Source organism: Nocardioides abyssi (assembly GCF_030412915.1).
Lineage (GTDB): Bacteria > Actinomycetota > Actinomycetes > Propionibacteriales > Nocardioidaceae > Nocardioides > Nocardioides abyssi.
This window is the reverse complement of sequence record NZ_JAUHJR010000004.1, coordinates 82,897-99,235: the sequence shown is the minus strand read 5'-3', so window position 1 is coordinate 99,235 and position 16,339 is coordinate 82,897. Positions and strand designations below refer to the sequence as shown.

The window sequence follows — 16,339 nt, the reverse complement described above, 5'->3', positions numbered from 1 at the left end:
CCGTACGACCGGCCGGGACTCATCGGGGCCCTCTCCGCTCTGCTAGCGCGTGGTCCAGACCAGCCGCGCGGTGCGCAACCGGGACGGGTGGGACGGCGTATCCCCGCTGTCACCCACACACCCCCACAGAAGGCAGCACCACCATGCGCACTCCCCTCGCCCTCGCCGCCGTCGCCACCGCGATCGTCGGCCTCGGCTCCCCCGCCACCGCCCTCACCGCCGACACCGCGGCGTCGGAGACCACCCGCGAGCGCGGCGTGGTCATCGACTGCTCCGGCACCTACCGCGGGGCGGAGACCTACGTCAGCGTCTACGAGAACGACGTCTACGCCAACGTCTTCCAGGTCGTCGTCGGCGACGACGGCCTCGGGAACATCCGCGAGTCCGAGGACGGCTTCGTCGAGAAGAAGCAGGTCCGGGCGACGCTGAAGCTGGCCGGCAAGAAGGTGCTCGTCACCGGCACCGCGAAGCCCTACGGCAAGAAGGTCGTCGTCCACGAGGAGCACGACGACGCCGGTCAGCACATCGTCGTCGACGGCGTCCACCGCAAGCTGCGCACCGACCTGGCGATGCGCTGGAAGGGCCGCACGATCAACCTGACCTGCGACGAGGCGTTCCACTACGACCTGCAGGTCACCAAGACCGACACCACCGGCGACTGACCCCGGCGGTGCAGAGCCGGCACGCGCAGCGGCGTGCCCGTCAGCGACCCGGATGTCCCCCAGGTGCGGGGGCGTCCGGGTCGTACGGCGTCCGGGTCAGCACGAAGGTCGCCACCTCGAGGTGGCTGACGCTCCCGTCCGGGCGCCGGACCACGTGCAGCTCCTCGCCGTGGTGGTAGCCGCGGGTCCCGACGACGCGCCCGTCGACCACGGCGAACCGCCACTTCTCCGCCCCGCCCGGCCCGGTCGCCACGACCTCCCCGTGGCCGGACCCGCCGGGCCCACGCGAACCGCCCTCCAGCGCGAGCACGAACGGCGTGTTGCCCCAGTGCCACGTGCCGAGCACGCCGTCGAGCTCGAGCGGCACGGAGGTCGTCGGCACCCAGGGCAGCGGCAGGGTCGGCTCGCAGGCCTCCAGCTCCTCGAGCAGCACCCGCGCGAGCTCGGACGGCGAGAAGCCGGTCGTCGCCGGCGCCATGACGACCGCGCCGGTCCGCCGCGGCCGGTCGACGAAGCACGCGGCCAGGAAGCCCGGCATCGAGCCGCCGTGGCCGACGAGCGTGCCCGAGCCGCCGCGGAGCAGCTGGAGGCCGAGCCCGTGCGCCGAGGCCAGCGCGTCGCCGGCCGACCCGGACTGGGTGGTCGACGCGGTCGCCAGCCAGGAGGCGTCGAGCACGTCGAGGTGGCCGTCGACCAGGAACGCGGCGTACGCCGCCAGGTCGGCGACCGTCGACCACAGCTGGCCCGCGGGCGCGAGGGCGCGGGTGTCCGTGGCCGGCTCGGCGACCAGCTCGCGGGTGTAGGGGTCGACCGACCAGCCCGAGGCGGCCGGGCCGGTCGGCAGATAGGAGGTCCGGGCCATCCCCAGCGGCTCGAGCACCAGCGAGGCGACGCAGTCCGCCCACGACCGGCCGTGCACGCGCGCGACCAGCTCGCCGAGCAGCGCGTAGCCGAGGTTGGAGTAGTGGAACCGCGACCCCGGCGCGGTCACCGCAGGGGCGGATGCGTGGGCGGCGACGAGCTCGTCGAACGACATCCCGTCGGAGCGCTCCCACCACTCGCCGGCCGGCTCCGCGGCGATGCCCGAGGCGTGGGCCAGCAGCTGGCGCGCCGTCCGGTCGCCGTACGGCACGTCGCCCAGCACGACCGAGACCGGTGCGTCGAGCTCGACCCGCCCGTCACGCACCAGCTGGAGCACGAGCACCCCGGTGAGGGTCTTGGTGATCGAGCCGATCCGGTGCTGCACGTCGGTCGGGTCGTGGCCGGGCACCGGCGGCCCGCCGTACGTCCCGGACCACACGAGCTCGCCGTCGCGCACCACCCCGGCCGTCACCGACGGCAGCCGCCCGCCGGCCTGGGCGCGCGCGAGGTGGACGAGGAGGCGGCGGGCGGTGCTGTCGGCGACGGTCACCGGGCCATCCTGCCTACTCCGCGAACGCCTCGAGCGGCGGGCACGCGCACTGCAGGTTGCGGTCGCCGTAGGCCTGGTCGATCCGGCCGACCGGCGGCCAGTACTTGTCGGGGTCGATCCCGGTCGGGAAGACGGCGAGCTCGCGCGAGTAGGCGCGGTCCCACTCGCCGACCAGCGAGCGCGAGGTGTGCGGCGCCCCGCGCAGCGGCGAGTCCTCGGGGGTCCACTCCCCCGCGGCCACCCGGTCGATCTCGCCCTTGATCGCGATCATCGCCTCGCAGAACCGGTCGATCTCGACGAGGTCCTCGGACTCGGTCGGCTCGACCATCAGCGTGCCCGCCACCGGGAACGACATGGTCGGCGCGTGGAAGCCGTAGTCGACGAGCCGCTTGGCGACGTCGTCGACGCTCACGCCCGTCGCCTTGGTGATGCCGCGGACGTCGAGGATGCACTCGTGCGCGACCAGGTCGCCGTGGCCGCGGTAGAGCACCGGGAAGTGCTCGCCGAGCCGCGCCGCGACGTAGTTGGCCGAGAGCACCGCGCTGGCGGTTGCGCGGGTCAGGCCCGCACCGCCCATCAGCCGCACGTAGGCCCACGAGATCGGCAGGATGCCCGCCGAGCCGTACGGCGCCGCGCTGATCGGGCCGATCCCCGCGCGCTTGGTCTCGTCGGGGTGCATCCCGTGCGAGGGCAGGTACGCCGCCAGGTGCTCGCGCACCGCGACCGGGCCGACCCCCGGCCCACCGCCGCCGTGGGGGATGCAGAAGGTCTTGTGCAGGTTCAGGTGCGACACGTCGCCGCCGAACTCGCCGGGCTTGGCGTGGCCGAGCAGGGCGTTGAGGTTCGCTCCGTCGACGTATACCTGGCCGCCGTGGGCGTGCACGACCTCGCACAGCTCGGTGATGGTGTCCTCGTAGGCGCCGTGCGTCGACGGGTAGGTCACCATGATCGCGGCGAGGTCGTCGGCGTGCTTCTCGCACTGGGCGCGGAGGTCCTCCATGTCGACACCGCCATCCGCAGCGGCCTTGACGACGACCACCCGCATGCCGGCCATCACCGCGGACGCGGCGTTGGTGCCGTGCGCGGAGGACGGGATGAGGCAGACGTCGCGACCGGTGTCGCCGTTGGCGTGGTGGTACCCGCGGATCGCGAGCAGGCCGGCGAGCTCGCCCTGGGACCCGGCGTTGGGCTGGATGGAGACCCGGTCGTAGCCGGTCACCTCGGCCAGCCACCCCTCGAGCTGGTCGACGAGCAGGTGGTAGCCCGCGGCGTCCTCCGCCGGCGCGAACGGGTGGAGGTCGGCGAAGCCCGGCAGCGAGACCGGCTCCATCTCGGTGGTCGCGTTGAGCTTCATCGTGCACGAGCCGAGCGGGATCATGCCGCGGTCCAGCGCGTAGTCGCGCGCGGAGAGCCGGCGCAGGTAGCGCAGCATCTGGGTCTCGCTGCGGTGCGCCTGGAAGGTCTCGTGGGTGAGGAACTCGGTGCGTCGCTCCAGTGCCGCCGGCAGGCCGAGGCCGTCGCCGGCGCCCGCCGCAGGACCCTCCGGCACGCCGAATGCCGTCAGCACCGCCTGCACGTGCGCGGTGGTGGCCGACTCGCCAACGCTCACGCCGACGTGGTCGGCGTCGACCAGGCGCAGGTGCACGCCCGCCTCGCGGGCGGCCGCGACGACGTCCGCCGCCCGGCCGGGCACGCGCGCCAGGACGGTGTCGAAGAACTCGCGGTGCACGACCTCCACGCCGTGCTCACCCAGGGCGCCGGCGATCGTGCGCGCCCGCCCGTGCACCTGCCGCGCGATCCCGCGCAGGCCTTCGGGGCCGTGGTGGACGGCGTACATCGAGGCGACGACCGCGAGCAGCACCTGCGCGGTGCAGATGTTGGAGGTCGCCTTGTCGCGACGGATGTGCTGCTCGCGGGTCTGCAGGGCCAGGCGGTACGCCGGCCGCCCCTCCGCATCGATCGAGACCCCGACCAGGCGGCCCGGCAGGTGCCGCTCGAGGCCGGCGGCGACCGCCATGTAGCCGGCGTGCGGGCCGCCGTAGAACAGCGGGACACCGAACCGCTGCGAGGACCCGACCACGACGTCGGCGCCGAGCTCCCCGGGCGACTCGAGCAGGGTGAGGGCCAGCAGGTCCGCGGCGACGACGGCCAGTCCGCCGCGCTCGTGGACGGCCTCGATGACCGGCCGCGGGTCCAGCACCCGCCCGGACGCTCCGGGGTACTGCACGAGCACGCCGCTGGCGGGCTCGGGCAGGCCGTCGGTGAGGTCCGCGACCACGACCTCGATGCCCATCGCCTCGGCGCGGGTGCGCACGACCTCGATGGTCTGCGGCAGCGCGTCGGCGTCGACGACGAACGGGCCCTCGGCCTTCCCCCCGCTCGTCCTGCCGAGGCCCCGTCGGACCAGGGTCATCGCCTCGGCGGCCGCCGTGCCCTCGTCGAGCAGCGACGCGTTGGCGGTCGGGAGGCCGGTCAGGTCGCCGACGACGGTCTGGAAGTTGATGAGCGCCTCGAGCCGGCCCTGGGAGATCTCCGGCTGGTAGGGCGTGTAGGCGGTGTACCAGCTCGGGTCCTCGAGCACGTTGCGGCGGATCACCGGCGGGGTGATCGTCGAGGAGTAACCCAGGCCGATCATCGCCTCGAGCGGGTTGTTCATCGCCGCGATCGCGCGCAGCTCGCGGGCGGTCGCGTCCTCGGACTGCGCCTGCGGCAGGTCGAGGGCCGCGTCGGTCCGGATGCCGCCGGGGACGGCCGCCTCCATCAGCGACTCGAGCGAGTCGAAGCCGAGCCGCGCGAGCATCGCGGCCTCGTCGGCGGGGCGCAGCCCGATGTGGCGGTCGACGAACGGCAGCGCGCCGTCCAGCTCGGGGAGACGGGGACGGTCGGGGGTGCTGTCTGACATGAGCGGGGCTCCTCGGACGCGGGGTCGGGTGCCTCCCCCTCTGTCACGCCGTCGCTGGTGCTCCAGAGTCGCCTGCCCGCACGGTCCGGGCGCCTGAGAGGTTCCGGGGAGGAATTGCCCCTTCGGCGCTCCGCTGCCGGCCGGGTCGTGCTGGCCGGGCGAAGACTCTCCCGTGCGGGATTGTCAGCGTTGCCGAGGCTACCAGCCGCACCCGCGGCCGCCGGGAACGACGACGGCCCGCCTCCCTCGCGGGTGGCGGGCCGTGGCGTCGTACGTCGGAGGGCCGGTCTCAGCCGATCTTGCGGGCGGCGCGGCGTGCGGCGAGCTCGTCCCCGGCGCTCGGCGCGGCGGCCTCGTCGGCAGCGGTCCGCTCGCTGGGCAGCTCGGCGAGGGTGCCCTCGATCTCGCGCCACACACCGCCGATGGCGATGCCGAAGACGCCCTGGCCGCCCTGGAGCAGGTCGATGACCTCGTCGTTGCTGGTGCACTCGTAGACCGAGGCACCGTCGCTCATCAGCGTGACGCGGGTCAGGTCGTCGGTGCCGCGCTCGCGCAGGTGCTGCACGGCGGTGCGGATCTGCTGCAGCGAGATGCCGGCGTCGAGCAGGCGCTTGATGACCTTGAGCAGCAGGATGTCGCGGAAGGAGTAGAGACGCTGCGAGCCGGAGCCACTGGCGCCGCGCACGGTCGGCTCGACCAGGCCGGTGCGGGCCCAGTAGTCCAGCTGGCGGTAGGTGATCCCGGCGGCGTTGCACGCGGTCGGACCGCGGTAGCCGGTGTCACTGGGCAGGGGCGAGACGTCGTCGGTGAAGAGGAGACCCTGCTCCTCGGCCACCTCGGCCGCGACTGCGGCCTCGGGGTGCTCGCCCTGCTGCTCCTGCTCGTTCACACGGTCCTCCGTGGGTCTACTCCGTTGTGCGTAACTACCCGGGGAAGGTGCTGGGGCCGCGGAGCGCAACCACAACGGTGGAGTTACAACAGAGACAGTTCAAGGTAGGCCTCGGCACGGAGGTCGTCAAAGATGATGGCGGCGTGTCGGAACCCTCAAGTTAAGGTCGAGGGTGAGGCTCCCGCGGTACGCCGACCCGGTGGGTCAGCGGGACTCGAAGTCCTCGGGCGTGACCTGGTCGAGGAACTCGCGGAACTTCTCGACCTCGTCCTCCTGCTCGGCCGGCACGGCGAGCCCGGCCTCGTCGAGGACCTCCTCGGCGCACACGATCCGCGTGCCGGTGCGCAGCGCCAGCGCGATCGAGTCCGACGGGCGGGCGCTCACCTCGGCACCCGAGCCGAAGACCAGCGTCGCGAAGAAGACGCCGTCCTTGACGTCGGTGATGCGGACCTCGGTCAGCTCGTTGCCGGTCGCCTCGAGCACGTCCTTCATCAGGTCGTGGGTCAGCGGTCGCGGGGGCACCACGCCCTGCTGGGCGAAGGCGATCGCCGTGGCCTCGACCGCGCCGATCCAGATCGGCAGGTACCGCTCCCCCGTCACCTCGCGCAGCAGCACGATCGGCTGGTTGGACGGCATCTCCACCCGGACACCCATGACATCGACTTCGCGCACACCTTCACCCTACTCCCGGCCGGTGAGCCCGGCAGGGCCCCGTCGGGCGGGGTCAGGAGGAGCGGAGACCGGCCTTGACGAGGGTCGCGTGCAGGCGCACCGAGAGGGCCGCGATCTCGGAGACGGCCTCCTCCGCGCGGGCCTGCGCGGCGGCGTCCCGGCCCCGCTTGTGGGGCGCGACGACCTGCTCGACCATGCCGACCTCGCGGTCGGCGGCGGTCTTGAACGCCCGCAGGTGGCGCGGCTCGAAGCCGAAGTCGGCCAGCTCGCGCGCGGTCTGGGCGATGACCAGGGCGTCGGTGTCGTAGTGGCCCGTGCCGGGCTTGGCGCTGATCAGGCCGTACTGCTCGAGCTGGCCGAGGAGGTCCTCGGAGATCTCGGCGACCTTGACCAGCTCGCGGCGGGAGAGCCGCATCCCGTCGTGGCGGCGGAACGACTCCGGGCTGGGCAGGCCGTCCGCGGCCAGCGCCACCTTCGGGACCGTGGGGACGACGGGCTCGATCGCCGGCGGCTCGAGGCCGCGGTCGATCGCGTCGAGGTGCTCGCCGATGACCTTCAGCGGCAGGTAGTGGTCGCGCTGCATGCGCAGGACGTAGCGCAGCCGGTCGACGTCCTCGGGCGAGAACTTGCGGTAGCCGGCGGGCGTCCGCTCGGGCTTGATCAGCCCCTTGTCCTCGAGGAACCGGATCTTGGGGATGGTGATGCCCGGGAAGTCCGGACGGAGGTGGTCGAGCACCTCGCCGATGTTCATCCGGGCGCGCGGCGCCCCCGCGGCGCCCGGGGCGGCCGAGCCGATCGAGCTCATGTGCGGACGGCTCAGCCGGCCTGGTGCCCGGCGAAGAACACCAGGCGGTACTTGCCGATCTGGACCTCGTCGCCGTCCTTGAGCTGCACCTTGTCGATGCGGTCGCGGTTGACGTACGTGCCGTTCAGCGAGCCCACGTCGCTCACGGTGAAGGTGTCCCCCGTGCGGTCGAACTGCGCGTGCCGGCGCGAGACGGTGACGTCGTCGAGGAAGATCTCGCTCTCCGGGTGCCGCCCAGCGGTCACCACGTCGGAGTCGAGCAGGAAGCGGCTCCCCGAGCCGGGGCCCCGCTGCACGACGAGCAGCGCGTGGCCGGCCGGCAGCGCGTCCACCGCGGCCGCGTCGACGGGGTTGAGCTGGCGGTCGGAGGTCTCGGTCTTGTCCCCGAGCCCGATCTGGATGGTGGCGGTCGAGTCACCCTGGCCCACCGGCGTCGCCGGCGCCGTGGACTCGTCCGCGGTCACCAGCTTCGTGCCGCACTGCGAGCAGAAGCGGGCGTCGTCGGGGTTCTGCCTGCCACACGCGGTGCAGAACGGCATCGGGCATCCTCCGGGGTCCGGCGTTCGGGCGGTGCTGGGAGTCGTGCTGGGGGTCGTGCTGGGGTGGTGCAACCCTCACCTCGGGGCTGAGGTTGACGGTTGTCCGAACCTATCAGCCGTCGTCGGTCGATCAAGCCGAACGGCGTAGCCGCCGGGCCGCTGCGGGCTCTGGTCGTCTTGCGGGCCTCTTGAGGGAACGTCCGGGATGAGCCGGGGGCTGCCTTGATCCGGGCTCGGCAGAGTTCAGGTCATCAAGCACCACGGCGTCGGAGAGACCGGCGGCCCCCTCCCGAAAGGCTCCCCCCGATGACGAGCTCCACCGGCACCCGCAAGGCCACCACCTCCACCAAGATCTCCCGCAAGAACCGCAGGACCGCCGCCAAGATCGTCGCCTCGGTCGCCCTGGTCGCCGGCGCCGCCTCGGTCGCCGGCCTCGGCACCTTCGGTGCGTTCACCTCCACCACCTCGGCCACCGAGTCCGTCGCGGCCGGCACCATCAAGCTCTCCTCCACCCAGGGCGTCCAGGGCCCCGCCCTCAACGCCACCGGCCTGGTCCCCGGCGACACGGTCCAGCGCGACCTCACCCTGACCCGCGGCGCGACCGACGAGAAGTTCGGCTCGCTGCGCCTGACGACCACCGCGGCCACCGCCAACCTGCTGTCGACCGACGCCACCAACGGCCTGCGCCTCGCGCTCGACCAGTGCTCGGTCCCGTGGGTCAAGGGCACCCCGGTCAGCGCCACCGGCACCACACCGCTGACCTGCCCCGGCACCACCCAGTCCGTCCTCGCCAACAGCCCCGTGGTCCAGGCCAACGTCGACCTCCCCCACGCCCTCACCACGCTCAACGCCGAGACCGGCCGCACCTCCTACCTCAAGGCGACGCTGACCCTGCCGACCGCCGCCGGCAACGACTTCCAGGGCCTGGCCAACACCATCAACCTGACCTTCGACGCCACCCAGCGCGCCAACGAGAACCGCTGACCCCAGCCGTTCCCCAGCCGTCCACCGGCGCACCGCGTCCGGACGCACGAGATCTCGGTCGCCCACCACGGGCGGCCGGGACCTCGTGCGTCCAGCGGGTGCGGGTCAGGCGTCGAGCGAGGCCTCGTACGCCGCGGCGTCCATGAGGGCTTCGACCTCGCCGCTGTCGGCGGGGACGACCTCGAAGAGCCAGCCGCCGCCGTACGGGTCGCTGTTGACCAGCTCGGGCGTCGCGTCCAGCGACTCGTTGCGGGCGACCACCTCGCCGGAGACCGGCGCGTAGACGTCGCTGACCGACTTGGTCGACTCCAGCTCGCCGCAGGTCGAGCCGCCCTCGATGGTCGAACCGACCTCGGGCAGGGAGACGTAGACGATGTCGCCGAGCGCGTCCTGGGCGTAGTGGGTGATGCCCACGCGCACCGACCCCTCGGTCTCGCCGGGGGTGCGCAGCCACTCGTGCTCGCTGGTGTACTTCAGGTCCTCGGGGTACAACGCGGTCTCCCTCGTGGCTCGGTGATCAGGTGGGCGGGTGGTGGCTCGACCCTACTGGCCGGCGGGGTCGAGGTCGGGCGTGGCGTTGTCGGGCTGGAGCGGCTCGCGGACGCTCTCGATGTCCAGCGAGCCGAGCTCCTGGATCTCCACGACCGCACCGGTCTCCTCCAGCTCCGCGACGACGCCGCGAGCGATGGAGATCGCGCCGCTGAGGGTGTCGGGCGCGCCGATGGCGTCCAGGACGTACGGCGGTCCGAGCAGCTCGCCGTCGACGACGAGGCCGCCGGTGGCCTCGGCGAAGGACGACTGGGCGACCAGGCGCACCTTGCCGTTGAGCTGCATCGCCTCGGCGTTGGAGGTGCGCAGCTCCTGGACCAGGTCGATGAAGTCCTGCACCTGCACGGCCGTGTCGGTCTCGGTGATCGTGACGCGGATGCCGGGACCGGTGACCGGGACGGTGCCCGCGAGGATCGCGAGGGTGTCGGCCTGGGTCTGGGCCTCCTCCAACGCGGTGCCGACGCGCCGGGTGTCGGTGCGGAGGTCCTCGCGGGCCTCCTCGAGCCGATCGATCTCGGACTCGGCGCGCTGGGTGGTGCCGGCGAGGCCGTTGAGGACGTCGATGAGGTCCTGCTCGCGGAGGCCGGCGTACGTCGTGTCGACCTCGGTGGCGCGGACCTGGACGATCGCGGCGAACCCGACGAGCGCCAGCAGCACGCCGACGACGACCTGGCTGCGCGAGGGCTTGAGCATCGCGCGCAGCAGCCGGGTCCGTCCGCTCGACGGTGTCGGGTCAGGCATGGAAGAGGTGGCGGCGGATGGCCGCGACGTTGGAGAAGATCCGGATCCCGAGGACCACGATGACGCCGGTGGAGAGCTGGCCGCCCACGCCGAGCTTGTCGCCGAGGTAGACGATCGCCGCGGCGATGACGACGTTGGAGACGAAGGAGACGACGAAGACCTTGTCGTCGAAGATCCCGTCGAGGTAGGCCCGCAGCCCGCCGAAGACCGCGTCGAGCGCGGCGACGACGGCGATCGGCAGGTAGGGCTCGAGGCCGAGCGGGACGTCGGGCTGGAAGATCAGTCCCAGCACGATGCCCACCAGCAGGCCGAGCGCGGCGATCACGGGGTCTCCTCCGGGGTTCGCTTGTCGACGCTCCCGATCGGCTTCGCGGAGCGCAGCTCGCGCAGCCGGGCGGCCGGCAGCGCGAGCCTGTCGTCGTTGTCCATGGCGAAGGCTATGCCGTAGTCCTCCTCCAGCCGCACCATCCACATCCCCTCCGGGGAGTCGAGGAAGCGCGACTGCAGGGTGCGGAGGTCGCCGATGGCCTCCACGCGGTACGGCGGCGACAGGCTCACCTTGTTCACGCGCACCACCAGCCCGGACATCCGGATGGCCGAGAGGGCGGTGAGCCGCTGCCCGTTGATGGCGATCGCCTCGGCGCCGACGCGCCACAGCCCGTTGACCGCGATGCGCAGGTCGATGTCCTTGACCTGGCTGTCGACGATGGCCGTGGGGCCGTCGTCGAGGGTGATGGTGACGCCGGGACCGCTGACCGGGACGAAACCGGTGCGGGTCTGCACGCGGCGCAGGCGGGTGACGGAGGCCTCGTACGACGAGCGGGCGCGCGTGAGCCCGTCGTCGAGCGCCTCGTTGCCCTCGCGCAGGTCGACGATCCGGTCCTGCAGGCTCGCGACCCGCTCGCGCTCGGCGGTCACCCGCCGCACCAGGGTCGCCCGGCTCGCGGCGTCGACGTCCTCGTTGCGCGAGGTCTGCACGAACGCCGTCGTGGCCAGGATCCCGAAGACCGCGACCACCACGGCGGCGACCCGGTGCGGCGTCCGGCTCGGCCGGGCGGGCTGCTCGCCGGCGGTGCGGGCCGCGATCGCGCGGCGCTCGGCGGCGTGCAGGTAGTCCTCGTCCAGGGACTGCTGGGTGATCAGGGTGAGCAGCGGGAGCCGCACCCGGTCCGGCGTCGGCCGGTCGGGCTGGGGCGGGAGGCCGGGGCGCTCCTCAGGCATCGAGCGTCGTCCGTCGCCGGGGCTCGGTGGTGGCCAGCAGCGTGCGCACCTGCCAGGCGTAGAGCAGCCCGGCCCACCAGTACAGGCCGATCCCCCACAGCGCGAACGCCCAGCCCAGCACCTGCGCGAGGGCGGCGACCGTGCCGTCGCCGTCACCGAGGAAGAGCAGCGGGAAGGCGTAGAGCAGGTTGAACGTCGCGGCCTTGCCGAGGAAGTGCACCGGCAGCGCGGTGTAGCCACGGGTGCGCAGGAACGGCACCAGCACCCACAGCAGCAGGTCTCGCAGCGGCAGCGAGACCGCCAGCCACCACGGGATGACGTCGCGCATCGCCAGCCCCACGACCGCGGCCAGGATGTAGAGCCGGTCGGCGATCGGGTCGAGCGCCTGGCCCAGCACGGTCACCTGGTCCCACTTGCGGGCCAGGTAGCCGTCGAGCCAGTCGGTGACGCCGGAGGCCATGAGCACGACCAGCGCCCACACGTCCTCCTCCGGCCCGAGGACCAACCAGAGGAACAGCGGCACCCCGGCCAGCCGGAGCATGCTCAGCACGTTCGGCAGCGTCCACACGCGGTTCGTGCGGGGAGGGTCGGCTGCCACGCGCCACACCCTAACCGCCGCAGCGCCGCCCTCGAAGCAGCAGGTCAGGTGCGGTGCGGCGGGTCGGCCGACCCGGTCAGGACGCGCTCGACGGGCCGGCCACCGGGTCCTCGTGGTGGGCGGCGTCGCGGATCTCCCCCACCAGCTCCTCGAGCACGTCCTCCAGGGTCGCCAGGCCCAGCGTGGCGCCGGTCGTGTCGACGACCCGTGCCATGTGCGCGCCGCGCCGCTGCAGCGTCTCGAGCGCGTCGTGGAGGGACTCATCAGGCGTCACCGGCGCGAAGGGGCGGACCCACTTGTCGTCGACCGGCCGCTCGCGGCGCTCCTCGTCGGGCTCGAGCACGTCCTTGATGTGGAGGTAGCCCACGAGGTCGCCGTCGACCCCCGCGACCGGGAACCGGCTGAAGCCGGTCGCCGCGCACAGCGCCTCGACGTCCGCGGCGGTGGAGCCACGGCGTACGACGGCCAGGGTGTCGGTCGGCATGAGCACCGAGGCGACCGTCTTCTCGGTGAAGCCGAGCGCGCCGGCCAGCCGGTCGTACTCGTCGTCCTCGAGCAGGCCCTCGCCGCGCGACTCCTCGACGAGCGCCGCGACCTCCTCCCGGGTGAACGCGGAGGTCAGCTCGTCCTTGGGCTCCACACGGACCAGTCGCAGGATGCCGTTGGCGCACGCGTTGAGCAGCACGATCAGCGGCTTGAGGACGGTCACGACGCCGAGCATCGGCGGGCCGAGGACGATCGCGGCCCGCTCGGGGCCGGCGATCGCGATGTTCTTGGGCACCATCTCGCCGAGCACGACGTGCAGGTAGGTCACCAGGGTCAGCGCGATGACGAATGCGATCGGGTGGAGGAACGCGTCGGGCGCGCCGAGCGCGTGGATGCCCGGCTCGATCAGGTGCGCGATCGCGGGCTCGCCGACCGCACCGAGGCCGAGCGAGCAGATCGTGATGCCGAGCTGGGCGCCCGCCATCATCAGCGAGACCTGCTCCATGGCGCGCAGCGTCGTGCGCGCCATCCGTGAGCCGGCCTGGGCGTGCGGCTCGACCTGGCTGCGCCGGGCCGAGACCAGGGCGAACTCGGCGCCCACGAAGAACGCGTTGGCCGCGAGGAGCACGACGACGAGCAGGATGCCGGCGGTGTCGCTCATGACCGGTCACCGCCGTCCGTGCGCTCGCCGCGTCGGGACGGGGTGGGGTCGGCCGGCTCGCCCTCGAGCAGGCGCAGCGAGAGCCGGTCGATGCGCAGGCCGTCCATGTGCTCGACGGTCAGCACCGCCAGCTGCTCGCGCGGCTGCTCGGGGTCGCTGAGGTCGGGCACCGGCACCTCGGCGATGTCACCCGAGCTGGGCACCCGGCCGAGCACGCGGAGCACGAGACCGGCGACGGTGTCGTAGTCCTCGTTCTCCGGGAGCGCCACCCCGGTGAGGTCCTCGACCTCGTCGGGGCGCAGCAGGCCGGAGATCAGCCAGGTGCCGTCGCGGCGCTCGCGGACCCGGGAGCTCATCCGGTCGTGCTCGTCGGCGATGTCGCCGACGATCTCCTCGACGACGTCCTCGAGGGTCACGATGCCGGCGTGGCCGCCGTACTCGTCGAGGACGACGGCCATCTGGAAGCTCTCGTTGCGCAGCTGGGCCAGCAGCGGGTCCAGGCGCAGGGTGTCGGGCACGACGATCGGCTTGGCCATCAGGTGCTTGACCTTGGTCGTGCTGCGCTCGTGCAGGGGCAGCGCGACGGCGTTCTTGACGTGCACGGTGCCGACCACGGTGTCCTCGTCGTCGAGGACCGGGAAGCGCGAGTGACCGGTGGAGCGGGCCAGCTCGATGACCGCGGACGCGCGGTCGTTGGCCTCCAGGCTGTGGGTGCGCACGCGCGGTGTCATGATCTCCCCGGCGGTGCGGGTGCCGAACTCCACCGAGCGCTCCATCAGCTCGGCGGTCTCCGCGTCGAGGGTGCCCTCGTCGGCCGAGCGCGCGATCAGCGAGGCGAGCTCCTGGGAGCTCCGCGCGGAGCGCAGCTCCTCCTGCGGCTCGATGCCGAGCCGGCGCACCAGGGCGTTGGCGGAGTTGTTGAGCAACCGGATCGGGCCGCGGTTGACCGCGGTGAACAGCCGCATCGGGCGCTGGGTCGCGCGGGCCACCTGCAGCGGCAGCGCGATCGCGAGGTTCTTCGGCACGAGCTCGCCGAAGAGCATCGTCAGCACCGTGCCGGTCACCAGGCCCAGGGCCACGGCGAGCGGGGAGACGGCGCCGTCCGGCACGCCGAGGGCGGCCAGCGGCTCGTCGATGAGGTCCGCGATCGCCGGCTCGGCCAGGAAGCCGATGCCGAGGTTGGTGACGGTGATGCCGACCTGCGCGCCGGAGAGCTGCGTCGACAGCGAGCGCAGCGCGCTCTGCACGCCGCGGGCGCCGGCGTCGCCGGCAGCGGCGGCCTGGTCGACCTTCGTGCGGTCGACGGTCACGAGCGCGAACTCGGCGGCGACGAAGACGCCACAGGCGACCACGAGCAGGAGGGCGACCGCGAGCAGGAGGAGCGGGGTCATGGGAGCTCTCCGTGGGAGGAGAGCGGGCTACTTTGAGAGCCGTCCATCGGGGGTTCTCTGGGTCCTTGTCGTCTCAGGGCCGGTGAGCCGACCACGATACAGGCGCTCCGCCCGCGTCGCCCAGTCCCAGGTAGCCGGTTGACGGGCCGCTGGCTCACGGGCAGCCGTCGGCCGTTCGCCGGTCGCCCATGGCCCGACCGGACCACGACGCGCCGGAGGGCCGACCGACGCGCCGGAGGCGTCACACGGGTCACACTGGTCCCGGTGGCGGGGGGCTGCCCGCGCCTGCCTGTCCTCGCGACCGGCCCCGCCCGACCCTGGAGCCGCCCCCGTGACCCACGCAGCCAGCCCGGCCCGCAGGGCGTACCGACCTGCGCGCTTCCCGGGCGCACCGTTGCTCGGCACCCAGGCGCGCCACCTCGTCGGCCGCTTCTCGTACGGCGTGACACCGGCGCTCGCTGCCCAGGTGCGCGCCGCGGGTGGTGCGGGCCGTTGGTTCGAGAAGCAGCTCGAGCCGGAGCGGGTGGCCGACCGGCGCGCCGCCGGCGTCCGCGCCTGGTGGTCGAGCCTCGACCGCGGCCCGGCCGAGCTGTGGCAGCGCCAGGAGCGCGAGGTCGAGGGCGGCTGGGAGGTCATGGAGGACTACGCCCGCTGGGCGCTCCTGCGCCGCATCACCTCGCAGCGCCAGGTGCTCGAGGTGATGACCGAGCTGTGGGAGAACCACCTCAACGTCCCGGCCGTCGGCGACGCCCAGTTCACCTACCGCGTCTCCTACGGCGACACGATCCGCCGGCACGCGCTCGGGCGCTTCGACGAGCTGCTGCACGCGGCGATCACCCACCCGGCGATGGGGATCTTCCTCGACAACGCCGTCTCCACCGCGCGGCACCCCAACGAGAACCTCGGGCGCGAGCTGCTCGAGCTGCACACCGTCGGCCGCGGGGAGTACGACGAGGACGACGTGAAGGCGTCCGCCCGGATCCTCACCGGCTACCGGGTCGACCTGTGGGACAGCTGGGAGGCGACGTACTCCCCCCGCGACCACTGGACCGGGCCGGTGCGCGTGATGGGCTTCACCGACCCGAACGCGGACCGCGACGGTCGGCCGGTCGTGCGGCGCTACCTGTCCTACCTCGCCCACCACCCGGCGACGGCCCGGCGGGTCGCCCGCCGGCTCGCGGTCAAGCTCGTCCGCGACGACCCGCCGGCGGCGCTGGTCGAGCGGCTGGCGAAGGTCTACCTCGACAACGACACCGCCATCCGGCCCGTGCTGCGGGCGCTCGTCGCGAGCCCGGAGTTCAAGGCCTCGGTCGGGAGCAAGGTCCGCGACCCCGGCGAGGACCTCGTGGCGACCTACCGCGCGCTCCGCGTCGACCTCGCCCGGCCGCCGGCCGGCCCGGCCGGGGACGAGCACGCCGTGCGGGCGATGCTGTGGCAGGTCGGCAACCTCGGGACCAGCCCCTTCGCCTGGCCGCGTCCCGACGGGCAGCCGATCGACAACGAGTCGTGGTCCTCCCCCTCGCGGGTCATCGCCTCGATGGACCTGCACTGGGTGATGGCCGGCGGCTGGTGGCCCAAGCGTGGCATCACCTACCGCACCCCGGCCCAGTGGCTGCCGCGCAAGCGGATCCGCTTCGACCTGCTCGTCGACCACCTCAGCCAGCAGCTGCTGCACCGCCGCTCGACCGCGCGGCTGCTGCGCGCGTGCTGCGAGGCGTGCGACGTCCGACCAGACGAGGTGGTCAGCGCCGACCACGGGCTGGTCAAGTGGAACTTCCACCGGCTCCTCGGCACCGTCCTCGACACCCCCGCCTACATGACCCGGTGA

The 16,339-nt window shown here is 73.1% G+C and carries 16 protein-coding genes and 1 riboswitch; of the genes, 3 read left to right on the top strand and 13 right to left on the bottom strand.

Features of this window, described 5'->3' with window-relative positions; genetic code table 11:
- Window positions 1–143 precede the first annotated feature (143 nt).
- The gene (locus QWY29_RS11360; RefSeq protein WP_300960911.1) at window positions 144–662 is read left to right on the top strand and encodes a hypothetical protein; all 519 of its coding nucleotides are present in this window, start codon (window positions 144–146) and stop codon (window positions 660–662) included.
- A gap of 40 nt (window positions 663–702) precedes the next feature.
- On the opposite strand, the gene QWY29_RS11355 is transcribed toward QWY29_RS11360, so the two are convergent.
- The 6 genes from QWY29_RS11355 to QWY29_RS11330 all read right to left on the bottom strand — a co-directional run bounded on the left by QWY29_RS11355 (window position 703) and on the right by QWY29_RS11330 (window position 7,880).
- The gene (locus tag QWY29_RS11355) at window positions 703–2,073 is read right to left on the bottom strand and encodes a serine hydrolase domain-containing protein (protein WP_300960910.1); all 1,371 of its coding nucleotides are present in this window, start codon (window positions 2,071–2,073) and stop codon (window positions 703–705) included.
- 13 nt (window positions 2,074–2,086) lie between these two features.
- Entirely contained in the window at window positions 2,087–4,975 is a 2,889-nt protein-coding gene (gene gcvP / locus QWY29_RS11350) for an aminomethyl-transferring glycine dehydrogenase (protein ID WP_300960909.1), read from the bottom strand.
- A 71-nt stretch (window positions 4,976–5,046) separates the two neighbouring features.
- A riboswitch (glycine riboswitch) is annotated at window positions 5,047–5,158 on the bottom strand.
- 106 nt (window positions 5,159–5,264) lie between these two features.
- On the bottom strand, window positions 5,265–5,864 hold the full coding sequence (locus QWY29_RS11345; protein ID WP_369292657.1) for a MerR family transcriptional regulator: 600 nt from the start codon (window positions 5,862–5,864) through the stop codon (window positions 5,265–5,267).
- A gap of 204 nt (window positions 5,865–6,068) precedes the next feature.
- Entirely contained in the window at window positions 6,069–6,536 is a 468-nt protein-coding gene (locus QWY29_RS11340; RefSeq protein ID WP_300955136.1) for a bifunctional nuclease family protein, read from the bottom strand.
- Between the two features lie 52 nt (window positions 6,537–6,588).
- Window positions 6,589–7,341, bottom strand: coding sequence for a transcriptional regulator FtsR (ftsR, locus tag QWY29_RS11335; RefSeq protein ID WP_300960907.1), 753 nt, complete (start codon window positions 7,339–7,341; stop codon window positions 6,589–6,591).
- An 11-nt stretch (window positions 7,342–7,352) separates the two neighbouring features.
- Window positions 7,353–7,880 carry a double zinc ribbon and FHA domain-containing protein gene (locus tag QWY29_RS11330; protein ID WP_300960906.1) on the bottom strand — a complete coding sequence of 176 codons (528 nt, stop codon included), beginning with the start codon at window positions 7,878–7,880 and terminating at the stop codon, window positions 7,353–7,355.
- 306 nt (window positions 7,881–8,186) lie between these two features.
- Here QWY29_RS11330 and QWY29_RS11325 point away from each other — a divergent pair, with 306 nt between their 5' ends.
- Entirely contained in the window at window positions 8,187–8,864 is a 678-nt protein-coding gene (locus tag QWY29_RS11325; protein ID WP_300960905.1) for a TasA family protein, read from the top strand.
- A gap of 105 nt (window positions 8,865–8,969) precedes the next feature.
- Here the strand turns inward: QWY29_RS11325 and gcvH are convergent, their stop codons facing one another.
- The 7 genes from gcvH to QWY29_RS11290 form a co-directional block, all read right to left on the bottom strand.
- On the bottom strand, window positions 8,970–9,356 hold the full coding sequence (gene gcvH / locus QWY29_RS11320) for a glycine cleavage system protein GcvH (protein ID WP_300960904.1): 387 nt from the start codon (window positions 9,354–9,356) through the stop codon (window positions 8,970–8,972).
- A 51-nt stretch (window positions 9,357–9,407) separates the two neighbouring features.
- The gene (locus QWY29_RS11315; RefSeq protein WP_300960903.1) at window positions 9,408–10,154 is read right to left on the bottom strand and encodes a DUF881 domain-containing protein; all 747 of its coding nucleotides are present in this window, start codon (window positions 10,152–10,154) and stop codon (window positions 9,408–9,410) included.
- The gene (locus QWY29_RS11310) at window positions 10,147–10,479 is read right to left on the bottom strand and encodes a small basic family protein (protein ID WP_300960902.1); all 333 of its coding nucleotides are present in this window, start codon (window positions 10,477–10,479) and stop codon (window positions 10,147–10,149) included. Before QWY29_RS11310 ends, QWY29_RS11315 begins: the two co-directional genes overlap by 8 nt.
- On the bottom strand, window positions 10,476–11,375 hold the full coding sequence (locus QWY29_RS11305; RefSeq protein ID WP_300960901.1) for a DUF881 domain-containing protein: 900 nt from the start codon (window positions 11,373–11,375) through the stop codon (window positions 10,476–10,478). Before QWY29_RS11305 ends, QWY29_RS11310 begins: the two co-directional genes overlap by 4 nt.
- Window positions 11,368–11,916, bottom strand: coding sequence for a cardiolipin synthase ClsA (gene clsA / locus QWY29_RS11300; RefSeq protein WP_439117423.1), 549 nt, complete (start codon window positions 11,914–11,916; stop codon window positions 11,368–11,370). The genes QWY29_RS11305 and clsA overlap by 8 nt, the downstream gene beginning before the upstream one ends.
- Window positions 11,917–12,049: 133 nt before the next feature.
- Window positions 12,050–13,120: a hemolysin family protein gene (locus tag QWY29_RS11295; RefSeq protein ID WP_300960899.1), complete on the bottom strand. Its 1,071-nt coding sequence runs from the start codon at window positions 13,118–13,120 to the stop codon at window positions 12,050–12,052.
- Window positions 13,117–14,511, bottom strand: coding sequence for a hemolysin family protein (locus QWY29_RS11290; RefSeq protein ID WP_300960898.1), 1,395 nt, complete (start codon window positions 14,509–14,511; stop codon window positions 13,117–13,119). The genes QWY29_RS11295 and QWY29_RS11290 overlap by 4 nt, the downstream gene beginning before the upstream one ends.
- A 331-nt stretch (window positions 14,512–14,842) precedes the next feature.
- Between QWY29_RS11290 and QWY29_RS11285 the strand changes: the two genes are divergently transcribed.
- Entirely contained in the window at window positions 14,843–16,339 is a 1,497-nt protein-coding gene (locus QWY29_RS11285; protein ID WP_300960897.1) for a DUF1800 domain-containing protein, read from the top strand.